This is a genomic window from Microbacterium sp. zg.B48 (assembly GCF_024623505.1).
Lineage (GTDB): Bacteria > Actinomycetota > Actinomycetes > Actinomycetales > Microbacteriaceae > Microbacterium.
The window spans coordinates 50270-68803 of the sequence record NZ_JANJFE010000012.1 but is presented as its reverse complement, the minus strand read 5'-3'; the positions used below and the strand labels follow the sequence as shown (position 1 = coordinate 68803).

The 18534-nt window shown below is 70.1% G+C and carries 16 protein-coding genes; 3 read left to right on the top strand and 13 right to left on the bottom strand.

Annotation, left to right across the window (positions count from 1 at the left end):
* Nucleotides 1–5 precede the first annotated feature (5 nt).
* From dinB to gatC, 4 genes are read right to left on the bottom strand one after another with little or no spacing between them, the layout of a single operon-like run.
* Nucleotides 6–1265: a DNA polymerase IV gene (gene dinB / locus NQ152_RS09360; protein ID WP_257523777.1), complete on the bottom strand. Its 1260-nt coding sequence runs from the start codon at nucleotides 1263–1265 to the stop codon at nucleotides 6–8.
* 42 nt (nucleotides 1266–1307) lie between these two features.
* Nucleotides 1308–2822, bottom strand: coding sequence for an Asp-tRNA(Asn)/Glu-tRNA(Gln) amidotransferase subunit GatB (gene gatB, locus NQ152_RS09355; protein WP_257523776.1), 1515 nt, complete (start codon nucleotides 2820–2822; stop codon nucleotides 1308–1310).
* Nucleotides 2822–4354, bottom strand: a complete 1533-nt coding sequence (gene gatA / locus NQ152_RS09350) for an Asp-tRNA(Asn)/Glu-tRNA(Gln) amidotransferase subunit GatA (protein ID WP_257502096.1) — start codon at nucleotides 4352–4354, stop codon at nucleotides 2822–2824. The genes gatB and gatA overlap by 1 nt, the downstream gene beginning before the upstream one ends.
* Nucleotides 4351–4650 (bottom strand): Asp-tRNA(Asn)/Glu-tRNA(Gln) amidotransferase subunit GatC, encoded by a 300-nt coding sequence (gene gatC, locus NQ152_RS09345; RefSeq protein ID WP_257523775.1) that lies wholly within the window; start codon nucleotides 4648–4650, stop codon nucleotides 4351–4353. The genes gatA and gatC overlap by 4 nt, the downstream gene beginning before the upstream one ends.
* A gap of 55 nt (nucleotides 4651–4705) precedes the next feature.
* On the opposite strand from gatC, the gene NQ152_RS09340 reads away from it, so the two are divergent.
* The gene (locus NQ152_RS09340) at nucleotides 4706–6406 is read left to right on the top strand and encodes a long-chain-fatty-acid--CoA ligase (protein WP_257523774.1); all 1701 of its coding nucleotides are present in this window, start codon (nucleotides 4706–4708) and stop codon (nucleotides 6404–6406) included.
* Nucleotides 6407–6445: 39 nt separating this feature from the next.
* Here the strand turns inward: NQ152_RS09340 and NQ152_RS09335 are convergent, their stop codons facing one another.
* Entirely contained in the window at nucleotides 6446–6922 is a 477-nt protein-coding gene (locus tag NQ152_RS09335) for a cupin domain-containing protein (protein WP_257523773.1), read from the bottom strand.
* 127 nt (nucleotides 6923–7049) lie between these two features.
* Between NQ152_RS09335 and NQ152_RS09330 the strand changes: the two genes are divergently transcribed.
* On the top strand, nucleotides 7050–7259 hold the full coding sequence (locus tag NQ152_RS09330; RefSeq protein ID WP_257523772.1) for a hypothetical protein: 210 nt from the start codon (nucleotides 7050–7052) through the stop codon (nucleotides 7257–7259).
* An 8-nt stretch (nucleotides 7260–7267) separates the two neighbouring features.
* On the opposite strand, the gene NQ152_RS09325 is transcribed toward NQ152_RS09330, so the two are convergent.
* From NQ152_RS09325 to NQ152_RS09290, 8 genes are all read right to left on the bottom strand, one after another.
* Nucleotides 7268–7975: a Type 1 glutamine amidotransferase-like domain-containing protein gene (locus NQ152_RS09325; protein WP_257523771.1), complete on the bottom strand. Its 708-nt coding sequence runs from the start codon at nucleotides 7973–7975 to the stop codon at nucleotides 7268–7270.
* A 65-nt stretch (nucleotides 7976–8040) separates the two neighbouring features.
* A complete protein-coding gene (locus NQ152_RS09320; RefSeq protein WP_257523770.1) occupies nucleotides 8041–9513 on the bottom strand; it encodes a glycosyltransferase family 39 protein in 1473 nt (490 codons plus the stop codon).
* Between the two features lie 69 nt (nucleotides 9514–9582).
* Entirely contained in the window at nucleotides 9583–10827 is a 1245-nt protein-coding gene (locus NQ152_RS09315; protein ID WP_257523769.1) for a serine hydrolase, read from the bottom strand.
* A gap of 41 nt (nucleotides 10828–10868) precedes the next feature.
* On the bottom strand, nucleotides 10869–11303 hold the full coding sequence (locus tag NQ152_RS09310) for a VOC family protein (protein WP_257523768.1): 435 nt from the start codon (nucleotides 11301–11303) through the stop codon (nucleotides 10869–10871).
* A 2-nt stretch (nucleotides 11304–11305) separates the two neighbouring features.
* Nucleotides 11306–11602: a YciI family protein gene (locus NQ152_RS09305; protein ID WP_257502085.1), complete on the bottom strand. Its 297-nt coding sequence runs from the start codon at nucleotides 11600–11602 to the stop codon at nucleotides 11306–11308.
* 6 nt (nucleotides 11603–11608) lie between these two features.
* The gene (gene ligA / locus NQ152_RS09300; RefSeq protein WP_374113584.1) at nucleotides 11609–13936 is read right to left on the bottom strand and encodes an NAD-dependent DNA ligase LigA; all 2328 of its coding nucleotides are present in this window, start codon (nucleotides 13934–13936) and stop codon (nucleotides 11609–11611) included.
* A 52-nt stretch (nucleotides 13937–13988) separates the two neighbouring features.
* A complete protein-coding gene (gene mnmA, locus NQ152_RS09295; RefSeq protein WP_257523767.1) occupies nucleotides 13989–15089 on the bottom strand; it encodes a tRNA 2-thiouridine(34) synthase MnmA in 1101 nt (366 codons plus the stop codon).
* A gap of 9 nt (nucleotides 15090–15098) precedes the next feature.
* Nucleotides 15099–16334: a cysteine desulfurase family protein gene (locus NQ152_RS09290; protein ID WP_257523766.1), complete on the bottom strand. Its 1236-nt coding sequence runs from the start codon at nucleotides 16332–16334 to the stop codon at nucleotides 15099–15101.
* A 53-nt stretch (nucleotides 16335–16387) separates the two neighbouring features.
* On the opposite strand from NQ152_RS09290, the gene glgX reads away from it, so the two are divergent.
* On the top strand, nucleotides 16388–18475 hold the full coding sequence (glgX, locus tag NQ152_RS09285; RefSeq protein WP_257523765.1) for a glycogen debranching protein GlgX: 2088 nt from the start codon (nucleotides 16388–16390) through the stop codon (nucleotides 18473–18475).
* Nucleotides 18476–18534: the final 59 nt, after the last annotated feature.

The window sequence follows — 18534 nt, the reverse complement described above, 5'->3', positions numbered from 1 at the left end:
CGGTCTCAATCGAGGCTGTGCGGTTTCGGGTGGGAGGGCAGGGTCCCCCCTCCGCGCGGCCCGCCGAGCAGGGTCGCGCGCGTGACAGCCCCACGCCCGAACCTGGCGGCGGCGTCATCCAGCGCCCCCTCGATGCGACGCCACTCGGCGTCGTCGTCCCAGAGCGTCAGCGCCGCACCGCCGGAGGGGAGCAGCTTCTCGGCACGGACGCCGACCAGTCGTACCGGCATCCGGCGGTCGACGGCGCCGAACAGCTCGAGCGCCGCCTCGCCGATCCGCTGCCCTACCGCCGTCGGCTCGGGCAGCGTCTGGGACCGGGTGATCGTGCTGAAATCGGCGAACCTCACCTTGATGGCGACGGTGCGCGCCTCCCAGCCGTGTGTGCGCAGGCGTGCCCCCACCCGGTCGGCCAGGCGGCGGAACTCGGTGCGCAGCACCCCGAGGTCGCCGATGTCCTCGTGGAAGGTCTCTTCGTGGCCGATGCTCTTCTCGACCCGCTCGGTATCGACCCTGCGCGCGTCCAGCCCGCGCGCCAGCTGCCAGATGCGGTCGCCCATCGCGGGCCCCAGAGCGCGGTCCAGCACGGGCCGGGGCGTCTGCAGCACATCCCCGATCGTATGGATGCCGCGCCCCTCGAGCGCCTCTGCGGACTTGGGGCCGATGCCCCAGAGCGCGCGGACTGAGCGCGGCGCGAGGAACGCCGCGGTTCCGGACGCCGGCACGATCAGCATGCCGTCCGGCTTGCTGATCGTCGAGGCCATCTTGGCGACGTGCTTGGTCGCGGCCACCCCGACGCTGCAGGTCAGTCCGGTCTCCTCGACCACCCGCTCTCGCAGCATCCGCGCGATCTGCCCCGGCCTGCCCCACAGCCGCCCCGCGCCGCGCACGTCCAGGAACGCTTCGTCGATCGAGAGCGGCTCGACCAGCGGCGTCACGTCGTGGAAGATCCGCATGACCTGCGCCGACAGGGCGAGGTAGCGGTCGAAATGCGGCGGGACGACGATCGCGGTGGGGCACAGCCGCAGTGCCTGGCCGACCGGCATGGCCGAACGCACGCCGAAGCGGCGTGCTTCGTACGAAGCGCTCGAGACCACGGAGCGCCCATCGGGGGCGCCGATGATGATCGGCTTGCCCCGCAATGAAGGGTCATCCAGCACCTCGACCGATGCGTAGAACGCGTCCATGTCCACGTGCAGGATGCCGGTTCCGGCGTCGTCCGCGTCCGCCGGGGAGACCATCCGCCCCGTGCCGTCCCCGCGTCCCATACGTCGATTCTCCCCCGCGCCGCCGACATACGACGGATGAGGCTACTGCGCCGCGCGCTCGAGGATCAGTTCACGCACACGGGCGGCGTCGGCTTGACCGCGCATCGCCTTCATCACGGCGCCGATGACCGCGCCGGCCGCCTGCACCTTGCCTTCGCGGATCTTCTGCATGACGTCCGGCTGCGACGCGAGCGCCTCGTCGATCGCGGCGATCAGTGCGCCGTCGTCCGAGACGACGGCCAGCCCGCGCCGGTCGATCACCTCTTGCGGGGTGCCCTCCCCGGCGACGACGCCTTCCAGCACTTGCCGTGCGAGCTTGTCGGTGAGGGTGCCGGCCCCGATCAGCGCCTGCAGCGCTGCCACATCGGCCGGCGAGATCAGATCGGCTGCCTCCCGTCCCTGGGCGTTCGCGAGGCGGCTGATCTCACCGGTCCACCATTTGCGTGCGGCTGCCGGGGCTGCCCCGGCCGCAATCGTGGCGGCCACCTCGGCGAGCAGGCCGCCGTTGGCGACGTCCTGGAACTCGAGGTCGCTGAAGCCCCATTCGCTCTTCAGCCGCCGCCGGCGCTCGGCCGGGCGTTCGGGCAGTGCGGCGCGCAGCTCCTCGATGAGCTCGAGGGACGGCGCTACCGGCAGCAGGTCCGGCTCCGGGAAGTACCGGTAGTCGTCCGCGTCGGACTTAGGACGGCCGGGCGACGTGGTCCCGGTGTCTTCGTGCCAATGCCGGGTCTCCTGTGTGATGGAACCGCCGGCTGCCAGGATCGCGGCTTGGCGCTGGATCTCATAGCGGACGGCCCGTTCCACCGAGCGCATCGAGTTGACGTTCTTCGTCTCGGTGCGCGTGCCCAGCTTCTCCTGTCCGCGGGGGCGCAGCGACACGTTGGCGTCGCAGCGGAGGTTGCCGCGCTCCATGCGGGCCTCCGAGATGCCCAATGACAGGACGATGTCGCGGATCGTCTGGACGTACGCCTTGGCGATCTCAGGTGCGCGGTGCTCGGCGCCGATGATCGGCTTGGTGACGATCTCCACGAGCGGCACGCCGGCGCGGTTGTAATCCACGAGGGAGTACTCCGCACCCTGGATGCGACCGGTCGCGCCGCCCATGTGGGTCAGCTTGCCGGCATCCTCTTCCATGTGCGCCCGCTCGATCGGCACCGTGACGATGGTGCCGTCGGCCAGCTCCACGTCCACCGAGCCCTCGAACGCGATCGGCTCGTCGTACTGGCTGATCTGGTAGTTCTTTCCCAGGTCCGGGTAGAAGTAGTTCTTCCGCGCGAACCGGCTGGTCGGGGCGATCGAGCACCCCAGAGCGAGCCCGAGACTGATCGAGTACTTGATCGCCTCTGCGTTCACGGTCGGCAGTGAGCCGGGAAGTCCCATATCCACCGGCGCGACCAGGGTGTTGGGACCGGCAGCATGGTTGGCGGAGTTCGCGGGGTTCGCCGCGGACGAGAACATCTTGCTCTCGGTGTTCAGCTCGACGTGCACCTCGAAGCCGAGCACCGGCTCGTACAGTTCCAGGGCTTTGTCGAAATCCATCAGCTTGTCCTTGGCCATCAGCGTGCCCCTCCGGTGGATCCCTGAGCCTGTCGAAGGGTCGGTGCGCGATCCAGCAGCGGTGCACCCCATGAGTCGACCAGGACTGCTTCGAGCGCCGCTCCGACGCGGTAGAGGCGTGCGTCCTCGCGCGCCGGCGCGAGGAACTGGATGCCCACGGGCAGCCCGTCCTCGCTGGCCAGGCCGGAGGGGATCGAGATGCCCGGGACCCCGGCGAGGTTCGCCGGGATCGTGGTGACGTCGTTGAGGTACATCTGCAGCGGGTCGTCGATCTTCTCGCCGATCTTGAACGCGGTCGTCGGCGCGGACGGCGTCGCGATGACATCGACCTGCGCGAACGCCTCGGCGAAGTCGCGCTGGATGAGCGTGCGCACCTTCTGCGCCGAGCCGTAGTACGCGTCGTAATACCCCGCGGACAGCGCATAGGTGCCGAGGATGATGCGGCGCTTGACCTCATCGCCGAAGCCCGCGTCGCGCGTCTTGGCCATCACGTCCTCGACGGTGCCGCCCGGAACATCCAGGCGCATCCCGAAGCGCACGGAGTCGAACTTGGCGAGGTTGCTGGATGCCTCGGCGGGGAGGATCAGGTAGTACGCGGCCACGCCGTACTCGAAGTGCGGAGCACTGATCTCGACGATCTCGGCCCCCTGCGCCTGCATCGCGGCCAGCGCCGAGCGGAAGGATTCCGACACTCCGGCTTGGAAGCCGGAGTCCGGCAGCTCCTTGATCACTCCGACCCGCAGACCGCGGAGCACGTCGCCGCGAGCGCCTTCCCGCGCGGCATCCGCGAACGACGGCCAGAGGTCGGTCAACGAGGTGGCATCGTGCGGGTCGTGACCGCCGATGACATCGTGCAGCAGTCCGGCATCCAGCACCGTTCGGGTCACCGGGCCGACCTGGTCCAAGCTGGATGCCAGTGCGATCGCGCCGTAGCGGCTGACGCCGCCGTACGTCGGCTTCATGCCGACCGTGCCCGTGACGTGGGCGGGCTGGCGGATCGAGCCGCCGGTGTCCGATCCCAGTGCGAGCGGGGCTTCGAACGCGGCGACGGCAGCGGCTGAACCGCCACCGGAACCACCCGGGATCCGGTCGAGGTCCCACGGGTTGTGGGTGGGTCCGTAGGCCGAGTGCTCGGTCGAGGACCCCATGGCGAATTCGTCCATGTTCGTCTTGCCGAGCGGAACGAGCCCGGCGGCGCGGGAACGCGCGACCACGGTCGCGTCGTACGGGGACATGAACCCCTCGAGGATCCGTGATCCGCTCGTGGAGGGCATATCGGTCGTGACCAGCACGTCCTTGATCGCCAGCGGGACGCCGGCGACCGGTCCGAGCTGCTCCCCCGCGGCACGGCGGCGGTCGATGTCGGCGGCCACCTCGAGCGCGTGGTCGCTGACATGCAGGAAGGCGTGGATGTCGCCGTCTACGGCAGCGATCCGGTCGAGATGCGCCTGGGTGGCCTCGACGCTGGATACCTCGCGCGAGGCGAGCCTGTCGGCCAGGTCGGCGGCGGACAGGCGAGTGATGTCGCTCACTGCTCCTCCCCCAGGATCGCCGTGACGCGGAAACGCCCGTCCGCGGCATCCGGAGCATTCTGCAGCACCTGCTGGGTGCTGAGCATGTCGGCGGCGACGTCGGGACGGAAGACGTTCTGCAGCGGGATCGGGTGGCTCGTCGCCGGCACATCGGGGGTCGCCACCTGGGAGACCTTGGCGATGTTGTCGACGATCACGTCGAGCTGCCCCGTGAGGCGCCCGACCTCCTCGTCGCTCAGCTGGATCCGGGCGAGCACACCGAGATGGCGCACGAGATCAGGGGTGATTTCAGACACTCCCCCATCCTACGAGCGCCCGCCTGCGCGTTCGGACCGTAAGTAGGCTGTTCCGGTGACGACGTACGAGCCTCCCCGCCCCTGGATCGCCAGCTACGCCGAGGGCGTCCCGGCGGATCTCGGGCCGCTGAGCGGATCACTGGTGGACATCGTGCAGGCCTCGGCCCGTGACTACCCCGACGCGCCGGCGCTGCAGTTCTTCGGCCGCACCACTTCCTACCGCGAGCTGAACTTCGCGATCGAGCGCGCCGCTGCCGGTCTGCGCGACCAGGGCGTCGGGCACGGCGATCGGGTGGCGATCGTCCTTCCCAACTGCCCGCAGCACATCGTGGCGTTCTACGCCATCCTGCGCCTGGGTGCGGTGGTCGTCGAGCACAATCCGCTGTACACGCCGCGGGAGCTGCGCAAGCAGTTCGAGGACCACGGCGCGCGTCACGCGATCGTGTGGAGCAAGGTCGTCGCGACCGTGCAGGAGTTTCCCGCCGATCTCGCCGTCACCTCGCTGATCTCGGTCGACATCACCAAGGCGATGCCGCTGCGCACCCGCGCGGCGCTGAGGATGCCGATCGCGAAGGCGCGTGCCGCCCGCTCCGCCCTGCACGAACGCGCGGGCGGCACGATCTCGTGGGAATCCATCGTCTCGACTCCCCCGCTGCCGGTCTCGCACCCGAAGCCGCAGACGGCCGATCTCGCTCTGATCCAGTACACCAGCGGCACGACCGGGACCCCGAAGGGCGCGGCGCTGACGCATCGCAACCTGCTGGCCAATGCCGCGCAGGCGCGCGCCTGGGTGCCTTCGATCGTGCGCGGCGACGGCTGCGTCGTCTACGCGGTGCTGCCGATGTTCCACGCGTACGGGCTCACCCTGTGCCTGACGTTCGCGATGTCGATGGGCGCCCGGCTGGTCCTGTTCCCGCGGTTCGACCCCGACATGGTGCTCGAGGTGACCAAGAAGCATCCTGCGACCTTCCTGCCGTTGGTCCCGCCGATCGCCGAGCGGCTCTTGAAGGCATCGCGGGAGAAGGGCGTGTCGCTGGCGGGCACGCGGATCGCGATCTCGGGCGCGATGCCGCTGCCCCACGACCTGGTGGTGCCGTTCGAGGAGGCCTCCGGAGGATACCTGGTCGAAGGCTACGGGCTCAGCGAGACCTCGCCGGTGCTGATGGCCAATCCGGTCGCGGACAACCGTGTGCCCGGAACGGTCGGACTGCCGCTGCCCGGCACGGAGGCGCGGGTCGTCGATCCGGAGGAGCCGACCCGGGATGTCGAGCCCGGCGCTGCCGGTGAGCTGATCGTGCGCGGTCCCCAGGTGTTCAGTGGCTACTACGGCAAGCCGGAGGAGACCGAGCGCGTCTTCGTGGACGGGTGGTTCCGCACCGGGGACATCGTGACCATCGACCAGGCCGGGTTCGTCCGCATCGTCGATCGGATCAAGGAGCTGATCATCACCGGCGGTTTCAACGTCGCCCCCACCGAGGTGGAGATCGCGCTGCGCCAGCACCCGCAGGTGGAGGATGCGGCCGTGGTCGGCCTGCCGAGCGAACACTCCGGTGAGGAGGTCGTCGCCGCGATCGTGGTCTCCCCCGGTGAGGAGATCGATGTCGAGTCCGTCCGGGAGTTCGCCCGCGGCATCCTCACCCCCTACAAGGTCCCCCGACGGATCTTCGTCGTGGACGAGCTGCCCACCTCGATGGTCGGCAAAGTGCTGCGTCGCCATGTGCGCGACTCGCTGTTGCAGCTGACTGGTCATTCGTAGGCACGGTCATTCGTGAGGGCACGGGCCCTGCCGCCTGTCTCAGGCGTGCTCGTCCTCTGCGCGAGGGCCGGGCTGCACGGTCCACGACGGCGGCTCGTCCTTTCCGGACTCCTCGTCCTGCTCCGCCTTCTGCGCCGTTTCCTGCACGAGGCCGGGCGCGTGGTGTGTCGGGGCGTAGATCGCGTACAGGCGAAGCGGCTCGTCGCCGGTGTTGATGACGTCGTGCCACGTGCCGGCGGGCACCTGGATGGACCAGCCGTCGGAGACCTCCTGCTCGAAGGTGAGCTGGTCCTTCTCCGGACCCATCACGCATCTGCCGCGGCCCGCGTCCAGACGCAGGAACTGATCGGTCTCCGGATGGACTTCCAGCCCGATCGAGTCTCCGGGTGAGATCGACATCAGAGTGACCTGCAGGTACTTCCCGGTCCAGGCCACCGTGCGATACGTCGAGTTCTCGCGGGTGGCGGTCTCGATGTCGAACGCATTCGGATTCGGGCCGTTGTCCTCGATGTGCACGCGGAGAGCTCCATTCGCTTCGGTGGTGTTGTCTGGAGTGTCGCCTCTTCAGCGGTGACGCACAAGGGGATTGCGGAACCCGACCTGTCGATTCCCCTGTGGCCCGTGGTGCGGCATGCTGAAAGCCATGGCAGGCACACCGAACGGCTTCGAGTTCACAGTCCGGGGCGACCGCGTGGAGATCCGCCACCATGGCCGGTTGGCCGCGACGCTCCGCACGTCCTCGGCGATGAAGTTCCTCGACGATGTCCAGCGCCACGACCCGCAGCAGGTGATGGCGCGCGTCACCGGCAATTACAAGCGCGGCAACGAACGGTCGGGCACCCACCGGCCGTAACCTCGCGCCTACTTCTGCGCGGCGCTTCCGCCCGGTTGGCGCTGCTGGGGCGGGAACAGTTCCCAGTGCCCCTCGGAGACGACATCGACCGCATCGCCGACCACCGCGATCGCGGTCTGGTCGTCGATGGCGTACGCGGGACCGGACATGTCGGCCGCCCATCGGCGCGCACGGGGCAGGGCGTTGCCGGACCAGCCGGGGTAGTCCAGGTGGGGGAAGATCGAGAAGTCCACGACGCCCAGCGTCTCATCGCCGCCGCCGGGTCTCCAGTCCACGAAATCGTCGCCGATGCGAGGCGTCATGACCATGCTCCCGGCGCTGACGCCGACCCAGACGGTCTCGTCGAGGGACGGCAGCAGATCGGCCAGCCCGGACTCCCGCATCCAATGCGCGAGGTATACGGCCTCGCCGCCGTCCACCAGGAGGACGTCGGCGTCGCGAACCCACGTGACCCATCGTGCGCGGTCGATGCTCGGCAGGGCGGTCAGCTCGAGCACTCCGACCGATTTCCAGCCCAAGCCGCCGAGGTTCGGGCTGTCCGGCCACGCCCCGGCGATGGACCGCCACACCGATTCGGGAGTACACGCGGGCTGGCCCCATTGCGCCGTCGGGATGAGCAGCGCTGTGCTCTCGCTGATCGGCTTTCCGACCAGCTCGATCAGTCGCCGGCGGATGCTGTCGTTCGTGACCCCGCCGGATGTCAGGAGCAGCTTCATCGAAACTCCAAACTCGGTGCAGTGTGAAATCGGATGCTGGGACGCTAGCAGGCATCGCCAGAAGCTCAATCCAGGTGACGGAACCTCTCCCACAACTCGTCCCAGGGCTCGAGCGGGCCGGTGCACACCATCACGGGCGCCCCCTGCTCCTCGTTGTCGACGCCGACGCCGTTCTCCAGCGTGGCCACCAGGGCGCATTCCTCGAACCAGCGCTGCATTCCGCGACCTTGCCATCCCACGAGCAGGACCGTCTGGGCATCGGCCGCGGGTGGGCCCAGGTCGCCGAGTGCGTTGTGCCCGCTCACCACCGGCGGCAGGCCGACACCGAAACGGTCCAGTGCCCCCGCCTCGCCGTAGTTGCTCGTGATGATCGCATCGGCGCGGACGGATGCCGCGGCATCCGTCACCTGCTCTGCGTACCGTTCCCAGCCGACCTGATCGGCCGCTGCCGAGTTGATCGCGGCGAGCCCGGTGCCGCCGAAGACCTGCACCGGCAGCACCGGGAGCGACGCGATCGCGCACGAGACGGCGTTGACCCCGAGCAGGATCGCCACCACGGTGCGGCGGCGTCTCGTGCGCGCCCAGCGGGCAACCAGCACCGAGCCCATCGCGGTCAGGACCGCCAGCACCCCTGCGGTGTAGTAGAACTGCGTGCCGGCGATGAAGACGAACAGCACCACCACGGCGAAGGTGACCGCCAGGAAGCGCAGCGGATGCCACTGCGGTCGGCGGAACAGCCCGACAAGGCCGGCGATCCAGAACACGGCGAGCACCGGGCCGACGAGGAGGATCAGCATGGGTCCGACGAGGATGCGCACCTCGTCGGCGTTGTTCTGAGCGAGTGCGGCGCCCATCGCGAACTGCGGCCATCCGTGGGCGGCCTGGTAGATCACGTTCGGCACGGCGAGCAGTCCCGCCAGCCCGACGCCGCCCCACAGCCAGCCCGACAGGAACCATCGTCGTGGTCCGCACACGGCGAGTCCGACGGCGATGCCGATCATGAGGATCACGCCCAGGAGCTTGTTGAACGTGCTCGCCCCGATCACGGCGCCCGCGGCCAGCCACCACCGGCCGTCCGCACGCAGCACCGCGCGGATCGTGAACAGCAGTGCGGCGGGCCACACCACGAGGTCGAGGCTGGCCGTGAGCAGAACGTGCCCGAAGAGGAGGGTGAGGCTGGCCCCGGCCATGCCCCACGCGGTGAGGGCCTGCGCCACGCGCGTGCCGCCGACCTCCCTGGTGACCAGGGTCAGGATCAGCACGGATGCCGCTGCGCACACCAGCGCGAGGATCCGCAGCCCCACGACGCTGTCGCCGAACAGCGCGACGGCGGCCTTGGCCAGCAGCGGAGTGAGCGGCGGCTGGTCGGTGTAGCCCCAGGCGGGCGGAAGCATGCGGAAGTACAGCTCGTCGCGGTGATAGCCGTACGCCGAGGAGGTGGCGGCGAGCACCAGCGCGAGGGCGGTCATCGCCCCGACGGCATGCCCGATGGCCAGCGGATGCCTGGTCACGACAGCCTGGGAGGTGTCGAGAATCACGACGCTCAGGCTAGCGGAACCCCGCGACGGCTCCTGCGGCGGCGCACGCGGAGTGCGACGCGCCGGCCTTCATCGGCTGCAGGGCTGCGTGGGCATCTCCGTGACGGCCGACGCGAAGACGGGGTGCAGCGCCTGGACCACCCGGAAGACCTCCTCACCGGTCCCGCCGTCGCCATTGGCGAACGCGACGAACACGGCATCGGTCGTCGCGAAGTAGGTGACGTTGGTGCCGTACCCGGGCTCCGCCCCGGAGTGACCGAGATCGAGGATGCATCCCGTGGCGAGGTCGCGGTGCACCTGCACGCCGAGTCCGTATGCCAGACCGTCCGCGCCCGAATCCGGAGCGGTGTCGCCGTACCGGGCGATCAGCAGCTCGGGAGAGATGCCGGCTCCTGCCCCCAGGGCCCGGCCCCACGCGTGCATGTCGTCGAGCGTGGAGACCATGGCGCCCGCAGCCCAGCTCTCCGCGTTGGACCAATCGATGGTGTCGGTGGGACGGGGCAGCTCCGGGCAGAACAGCGAATATCCGTGCGTCGACGGTGCCTCCACCTGCCCGTCCGGCGCGAACCGGCTGCGGCTCAGTCCGAACGGTTCGGTGATCCTGGCCCGGATCAGACCGGCCAGGTCTTCGCCGGTCGTCTGCTCGAGGATGCGGCCGAGGAGGAAGGTGTTGAAACCGGAGTACGTGAATCCCTCCCCGGGCGCGAAGCCCGACCTCGGCGTCGTCGCCCCGATGGCGATGACACGCTCCGGGTCGGCGACCGCGTACGGGGCCGCGCAGATGCGCTCGATCTGTTCCATACCGGGAGGGCCGATGCCGCTGGACATGTTCATCAGCATCCGCACGGTGATGTGGGACGCTTCGGGGAAGTCCGGGTACCAGCGGTCGATCGTGTCCTCCAGCGTGAGGCCGGAGGTGCCCTCCCCGATGAGCTGCAGGGCGACGCTGGTGACGATGCTCTTGGTGATGCTGCCGATCTTCTGCTGGTTGCCTGCCTTCATCGGCTCCCCCGTCTCCAGGTTCGCGGTCCCGCGCGAGGCCACCCACTCACCCTGGCCTGGGATCCAGAGGCCCACCAGGACGCCGGGCAGCTGCGTGGCGGCGAACGATTCGTCCAGCGCCGCCTCCAGAGCGGCCACCAGCTGCCGATCCAGCCCCGGAGTCGGCGTCTGACCCGTCGGCGCGGGCGAGGCCTCCTGGGACACCGGCCCTGCCCCGCAGGCGGCCAGCCCCAGGGCCAAGACCGCGGCGAGCAGCCCACTCATCCCGCGCCGGCCGATGTGCTCTGCCCTGCCCGTGCGCGGCACTCGCATGTCGGCCCCATCCTGTCGGTTCCGCCGAGAGGATCGGCCCCTCAACCTATCCGCAAGTCGCGCGGATCCGATAGGGGCGGCGACCGAGGCGGGTTGTGCATGAACTCGAGGCGGATGCCGCTGTCGTCCTCGACGAAGGACGCGTAATAGCGGTCGTTGAACCGCGGATACAGCTTCGGCTCGCGCACGGCGGACCACCCCGCAGCGAGGGCGACCGAGTGCAGACGGTCCACCTCCGCCCGGGACTCCACCGCGAAGGCCAGGTGCTGCCATCCCACCTCGCCGTGCCGGTGCGGCTGCGAATCCGGCTCGCGCGCCGGGAACAGGATCAGCTCCACGTCGCCCTCTCGATACCAGGAGACCGAGCCGTCCGCGTCGTATCGCGCGAATCCGAGCGCCTGCAGCAGCGGGTCGAACTGCTCGGTCGCGCGGGCCAGGTCCGCGACGGTGATGCCGAGATGGTCGAAGACCGGCACGCTTACTGCTCTGCGCCGGCCGCGAGGGCGTACGGGTACAGCGTCGCGGTCATCACACCGGCGGCGACCGCCGGATCGGTCTGCATGACGGCACGCGCCGTCTCCTCGTCGGGCGCCTCGATGATCGTGATGGCCGGCGTGGTGGGATCCTCCGGCATCCGGCCGGCGAGGATCAGGATGCCGGCGCTTTTCAGGGCCTGGACGTAATCGAGGTGGTCGGCGACGGCCTCTTCGTGCTCATCGGCTGCGTCGGGCAACCCCGGACGGGCCGGGACGATGCGATAGAGCCATTGCGCCATGACCGCTCACTCCCCACTCGCGGACGCGGCATCGGCGCCGTCCGCGCCGGCACCGTCGCCCAGGGCGGCCGGCCCCTGGGTGACCAGCACGTGGAACTGCGCGGCGTCGATGATCCGTACCCCGAGCTCTTCGGCCTTGGCCAGTTTCGAGCCCGCGCCCGGTCCGGCCGCCACGAAGTCGGTCTTCTTCGACACGCTGGAGGCGGCCTTCCCGCCCGCGTTGATGATCGCCTCCTGCGCCCCTTCGCGGCTGTATCCCTCCAGCGAGCCGGTGGCCACCACGGTCACACCCTCCAGGACCCCGCCCGCCTCGGCAGCGGCACCGGGTCCGGGGTGGCCGGGGGTGTGCAGCTGCGCCCCGGCCGCCGTCCAGCGCTGGACGATGTCACGGTGCCAGTCCACCTCGAACCAGTCGATCAACGAGTCCGCGATGATCCCGCCGACCCCTTCCACCGCGGCCAGCTCGTCACGGGACGCCGCACGGATCGCTTCGAGCGAGCCGAACCATTGCGCGAGCGCCCGCGCGGCGACCGGCCCGACGTGACGGATGTTGAGCGCGACGAGGAAGCGCCACAGATCCTTCGTCTTGGCCAGCTCGATGTTGGCCAGCAGCTGGGTCGCGGAGGAGGACAGGATGTGTGCGGCGTCTCCGTCGAACGGTCCGTCGGTGTCGAGGGGCGGGTCGGTCTTCTTGCGCTGGCGGCGGAACGGCGATCGGGTGTCCGGGCTGCCGTCCTCGAGCAGCCTGGGCAGGCCCGTCTCGGCGTCGCGGACCACGACGTCGATGCCGAACAGGTCCTCAGGGCGCAGGTCGAACAGCCCCGCCTCGGTCACCAGCGGGGGGATCTCCGGCCGGACCGGCTGGGTGAGCGCCGCCGCGGACACCTCGCCGAGCCCCTCGATGTCCAGCGCACCACGCGACCCGATGTGCTCCACCCGCCCGCGCACCTGGGCGGGGCACGACCTCGCGTTCGGGCACCGCAGGTCGATGTCGCCCTCTTTCGCCGGGGCGAGCGGGTGTCCGCACTCCGGGCAGACGGTGGGCATCACGAAGGCCCGCTCGGTCCCGTCGCGCAGCTCGACGACGGGGCCGAGCACCTCCGGGATCACATCGCCGGCCTTGCGCAGCACGACGGTGTCGCCGATCAGCACACCCTTGGCCTTGACCACGTCCTGGTTGTGCAGCGTCGCCTGACGCACCACGCTCCCGGCGACCCGCGCCGGCTCCATCACTGCGAACGGGGTGGCGCGTCCGGTGCGGCCGACCGAGACGACGATGTCCAGCAGCTTGGTGTTGACCTGCTCGGGAGGGTATTTGTAGGCGATCGCCCAGCGCGGAGCGCGGCTGGTCGCGCCCAGCTCGTCGTGCAGCGCCAGCTCGTCGACTTTCACCACGATTCCGTCGATCTCATGCTCGACGTCGTGCCGGTGCGCACCGTAGTGGCGGATGAACTCGTCCGCCGCGGCGGCGGAGTCGGCGACGGAGAAGTACGCGCTGGTCGGCAGCCCCCAGGTGGCCAGGAGCGCATAGATCTCGCTCTGCGTCGACACCGGCGGGTCCGGCCACGCGCCGATGCCGTGCACGGTCATGCGCAGCCGCGACAGCCGCTGGTGCATCGCCTCCAGCTGCCGGTCGTTCTTGCCCTCGGTCTTCTGCCGCAGCGAGCCGCTGGCGGCGTTGCGGGGGTTCGCGAACAGGCGGTCGCCCATCCGCTCCTGGTATGCGTTCAGGGACTCGAAGTCGGCGACGTTGAAGAACACCTCGCCGCGCACCTCCACCAGCGGCGGATGCCCGGTCCCGGCGAGCCGCTGCGGGATGCCGCGCACCCGGCGCACGTTCTCGGTGACATCCTCGCCCACCCGGCCGTCACCGCGGGTCGCCGCCGACACCAGGCGTCCGCGCTCGTACCGGAGCGAGAGGGCGAGACCGTCGATCTTCAACTCGCACAGGTAATGCACCCGCCTGCCCGCGTCGCGCTCCACCCGGGTCGCCCAGGCGAGGAACTCCTCGTCGCTGAAGACGTTGTCCAGGCTCAGCATCCGCTCGGCGTGCTCGACCGGAGCGAACAGCGTGCCCGACGCGGCTCCGACCGAGAGCGTGGGCGAGTCCTGGCCCTGCAGCTCGGGATGCAGGCGCTCGATGGCCTCGAGCCGGTGCATCCACGCGTCATAGGTCGCGTCGTCGACGATCTCGGCATCCTGCCCGTAATAGGCCTCACGGGCGCCGAGGATGCGATCGGTGAGCTCGCTCGCGTGCGTGCGGGCCTCATCCAGGCTCAGGCCCGCGATGTCCGTGCCGTGGTCGGCGTTGGCAGGGGTGGAGGCATCCGTCACGCCCGTAAGTCTAGAAGCCGCCTGCGACAGATGAGCCCGCGGGCCCTGCCGGTCAGGCTTCGACGGGGACGGCCGAGACGGTGCGATCGATCGTGAACTGACCCAGCACCCTGGTCCCGTCGTACAGCACCGCGGTCTGCCCCGGCGCCACACCGTCCAGCGGCGTCTCCGGGGTGACCGTCAGCGCGCCGCCGGCCAGTCGCGCCCGGGCCGGCACCGGATCGGCGTGGGCGCGGATCTGCACGTGGCAGGCGAAATCCGGGACCGCCGGTGCCGCACCCGTCCACGTGAACCGCTCCCCGGCGATCTCCGCCGTCGCCAGCGCCTCCTTCGGCCCGACCACCACGGTGTTGCTGACCGGCCGCACCTCCAGCACGAAGCGCGGCTTCCCGTCCGAGGCGGGCACGCCGAGGGCGAGCCCGCGGCGCTGACCGACCGTGAACGCGTGCGCGCCCTCGTGCGTTCCGACGACGGCGCCGGAGCGATCGACCACGTCGCCTCGCGTCGCGCCTACCCGCTCGGCCAGCCAGCCGCGGGTGTCGCCATCGGGGATGAAGCAGATGTCATGGCTGTCCGGCTTGTTCGCGACGGTCAGTCCGCGCGCCTGCGCCTCGGCGCGCACCAGCGCCTTCGACGGGGTCTCGCCGAGCGGGAACAGCGTGTGCGCGAGATGGTCGGCGGTGAGCACCCCGAGGACGTAGGACTGGTCCTTGGCGGCGTCGCTGGCGCGGTGCAGTTCGCGCTCCCCCGACGCGTTCTCGCGCAGGATCGCGTAGTGCCCGGTGCAGACGGCGTCGAAGCCGAGGTCCAGCGCCTTCTCGAGCACCGCGGCGAACTTGATCCGCTCGTTGCAGCGCATGCAGGGATTCGGCGTCCGGCCGGCACTGTACTCGGCGACGAAGTCCTCGATCACGTCGTCGCGGAACCGCTCCGAGAAGTCCCAGACGTAGAACGGGATGCCGAGACGATCGGCGGCACGTCGCGCGTCCATCGCATCCTCGATCGTGCAGCAGCCTCGGCTCCCTGACCGGAGTGTGCCACCCGCCCGCGAGAGCGCGAGGTGAACGCCGACCACATCGTGCCCGGCGTCGACGGCGCGCGCGGCGGCCACCGCGGAATCCACCCCACCGCTCATCGCCGCCAGAACACGCATGTGAAGAGTCTACGAGCGCTGGGCTCCGCCGAAGCTGGGAGCGGAGCCCGGAACGCGGCGTGAGGACAGCCCGGCCGCGCGTGCCCGCTCGAACGCGGCCGGAAGCGCATCCAGCACGGCGTCGACGTCCGCATCGGTGGTGGTCCGTCCCAGCGTCAGCCGCAGGGCGCTGCGCGCCGCACTCTCCCCGAGACCCATCGCGCGCACCACGTGCGAGGGCTCCGGCACGCCGGCCTGACAGGCCGAACCCGTCGAGACGGCGATTCCCGCAGTGTCCAGCAGCAGCAGCAGCGAGTCGCCCTGCGCTCCCGGGAACACCACGTGCAGGTGCCCGGGCAGCCGCTCCACCGCCGCGGCCGAGACTCGCGCGTGCGGAATCCGAGCCCGCAGCCCCGATTCGAGCCGGTCGCGCAGGGACCGGATGCGCGTCGACTCGGCGGCCAGTTCGCCGACGGCCAGCTCCGCCGCCACAGCGAAGGCCGCTGCGCCGGCGGCATCCTGGGTGCCGGCGCGAAGACCGCGCTGCTGCCCGCCGCCGTGCAGGAGGGGCTCGACGCGCGCCTCGCGCGCCACGACCAGCGCACCCACACCGACCGGTCCGCCGAGCTTGTGCGCCGCGACGCTCATCGCGACCAGTCCTGCGCTGCCCGATCCGGACTGCGCGCGCAGGCCCCGGAACGACAGCGGAACGTGTCCGAACGCACCGACCGCGTCTACGTGCACCGGCACATCCGCCTCGGCCGCGGCGGCGGCCGCCCCGACGAGGGGCTGCAGGCTGCCGACCTCGTTGTTGGCGGCCAGCAGCGTCGCTGCCGCGGCATCGCCACCGCCCACCGCGCTGCCCCACGCGTCCAGATCCACCCGCGCATCGCGGTCGACGGGCACCCATTCGATGTCGGCCACCTCGTGCGCGTGCAGCCAGCCGAGCGTGTCCAGCGTGGCGTGGTGCTCCGCGAGCGGCGCGACGATCGCGTTGCGGCCTGTGGACTCACGACGGGCGCGGTACAGACCGGTGATCCCGAGGTTCACCGACTCGGTGCCGCCGGAGGTGAAGACGACCTCGACCGGATCGCAGTCCAGCGCCGCAGCCAGACGCTCGCGCGACTCCTCCAGCAGCCGACGGGCGGACTGACCGGCGGAGTGGATCGAGGAGGCGTTTCCGACCGTCTCCGTGGCGGCCAGCCACGCCTCGCGCGCTTCCGCGCGCAACGGCGTCGTGGCAGCGTGGTCGACGTAGACGACCATGGACCCTCCGCTCGAAGCAACCTGCGACTGTGCGCGTTACTACTGTAGAACGCATGCTTTCGCCAGAATCCCTCGCCGCGCTCGCCCCGCGGTCAGGCCTGCTCCGTTCGGAGCTCGACGACCTCGGCGTCACCCTCGGACCTGACGGCGGCACGCTGCGGGTTTGGGCCGCCAATGCCGGCGAAGTGGAACTGGTCCTGTTCGACGACAGCGACCTGGACTGGAGCACCGACACCATGCCGCTGCAGCCTGCCGGTGGCGGCGTGTGGAGCGTCACGACGCCCGGGCTTCGCCCCGGAGCGCGGTACGCCATCCGGGTGGACGGCCCGCACGGGCCCGGCAACATGTTCAACCCGGGGACCCTCCTGGTCGAGCCGTATTCCAAGGGCCTGGTCAGCGGCGGGTTCGAGGACTGGCGATCGGTCGTGATCGAGGGCGGCTTCGACTGGGGCGGTGTGGCCAAGCCGGCGGTCCCGATGGATCGGACGGTGATCTACGAGGGCCACCTCAAGGGGCTTTCGAAACGGCATCCTGCCGTGCCGCCCGCCCTGCACGGCACGTACGCCGGCCTCGCGCATCCGGCGATGATCGATCACTTCCTCACGCTCGGCGTGACCAGCATCGAACTGCTGCCGGTCCATGCGTTCGCCACCGAGCCGCGCCTGCTCCAGCATGGACTGACCAACTACTGGGGGTACAACTCCCTGAACTTCTTCACCCCGCACGGCGCGTACGCCACGGAGGAGAGCCGCCGCGGGGGGCCGGAGGCGATCCTCCGGGAGTTCAAGGGCATGGTGCGCCTCCTGCATGAGGCCGGACTGGAGGTCATCCTCGACGTCGTCTACAACCACACCAGCGAAGAGGGCATCGGAGGCCCCCGGACCAGCCTGCGCGGCATCGACAACCGCTCGTATTACCGGCAGGACCAGGACGGCGTCTACATCGACGTCACCGGTTGCGGCAACTCGGTCGACACCTCGACGGATGCCGCATCCCGCCTGGTGCTGGACTCCCTGCGCTACTGGGCCAACGACATGCAGATCGACGGGTTCCGGCTGGACCTGGCCGTGACGCTGGGTCGAGATGCCGCGCACACGTTCACGCCGGAGCACCCGCTGCTGCGCGCGATCGTCGAAGACCCGGCGCTGGCCGGTGTCAAGAAGATCGCCGAGCCCTGGGATGTGGGAATGGGCGGCTGGCAGACCGGCAATTTCGGCGAAGGCTGGCTGGAATGGAACGACCGCTACCGCGACCGCGTCCGCAACTTCTGGCTCAGCGACGTCGACTACGCACGCCGCGCCTCCGCCGCCCCGGTGGGCATCGGCGGCTTCGCCACCCGCCTCTCCGGGTCCTCGAACACGTTCAGCGCGGAGCGCGGCCCGCTGGCGAGCGTCAACTTCGTCACCGCGCACGACGGGTTCACGCTCAACGACCTCGTCTCGTACGACGTCAAGCACAACCTCGGCAACGGCGAGCAGAACCGGGACGGGGCGGACACCAACCGTTCCTTCAATCACGGCGCGGAGGGCCCCACCTCCGATGAGGGGATCCTCGCCACCCGCCGCAAGGCGATGCGCAACCTGCTGGGCACACTGCTGCTGTCGGCGGGCGTGCCGATGCTCTCCGCCGGAGACGAGTTCGCGCGCACCCAGCGCGGCAACAACAACGCGTACTGCCACGACTCGCCGCTGACCTGGATCTCGTGGGAGCACGCGCCATGGCAAGACGACCTGTTCGCGCACGTGCGGCGTCTGCTGGAGCTGCGCCGCGAGAACCCCGCCCTCCGGCCGAGCCGATTCGCCAAACTCAACGAGCACACCCCCTCCGCCTCTGTGATGCAGTGGTACGACCAGAACGGCAGGACCATGTCGATCGAGCAGTGGACGGACCCGTCCAGCCGGACGCTCCAGTACGTCGCCGCTTCGACGCCGGAACACGAGGAGTTCAATCGGATCCTGCTGATGGTGCACGGAAACGAGCACCCCGTCGACGTCACGCTGCCTCGGATCGACGGCGTCGCCACGTTCGTGTCGCTCTGGTCCAGCGCGGACGAGACGCCCAGCGACACGCATGCGCAGCTGCGTCCGGGAGATACCGTTGCCCTGCCGGGAACCTCGATGCGGCTGTTTCGCACAGGGTAGGCGAGGGCCGGACGGCGCGCCAGAGCCTGTCCCCTCGCCGAGGCTCGCGGTAGGTTCGA

What these genes read in the sequence shown, in the direction of transcription:
- dinB (WP_257523777.1), bottom strand. Translation starts at nt 1,265, where the DNA reads ATGGGACGCGGGGACGGCACGGGGCGGATGGTCTCCCCGGCGGACGCG.
- gatB (WP_257523776.1), bottom strand. Translation starts at nt 2,822, where the DNA reads ATGGCCAAGGACAAGCTGATGGATTTCGACAAAGCCCTGGAACTGTAC.
- NQ152_RS09330 (WP_257523772.1), top strand. Translation starts at nt 7,050, where the DNA reads ATGGCAGGCACACCGAACGGCTTCGAGTTCACAGTCCGGGGCGACCGC.
- NQ152_RS09325 (WP_257523771.1), bottom strand. Translation starts at nt 7,975, where the DNA reads ATGAAGCTGCTCCTGACATCCGGCGGGGTCACGAACGACAGCATCCGC.
- NQ152_RS09315 (WP_257523769.1), bottom strand. Translation starts at nt 10,827, where the DNA reads ATGCGAGTGCCGCGCACGGGCAGGGCAGAGCACATCGGCCGGCGCGGG.
- NQ152_RS09305 (WP_257502085.1), bottom strand. Translation starts at nt 11,602, where the DNA reads ATGGCGCAATGGCTCTATCGCATCGTCCCGGCCCGTCCGGGGTTGCCC.
- mnmA (WP_257523767.1), bottom strand. Translation starts at nt 15,089, where the DNA reads ATGCGTGTTCTGGCGGCGATGAGCGGTGGGGTGGATTCCGCGGTGGCC.
- NQ152_RS09290 (WP_257523766.1), bottom strand. Translation starts at nt 16,334, where the DNA reads ATGGTCGTCTACGTCGACCACGCTGCCACGACGCCGTTGCGCGCGGAA.
- glgX (WP_257523765.1), top strand. Translation starts at nt 16,388, where the DNA reads ATGCTTTCGCCAGAATCCCTCGCCGCGCTCGCCCCGCGGTCAGGCCTG.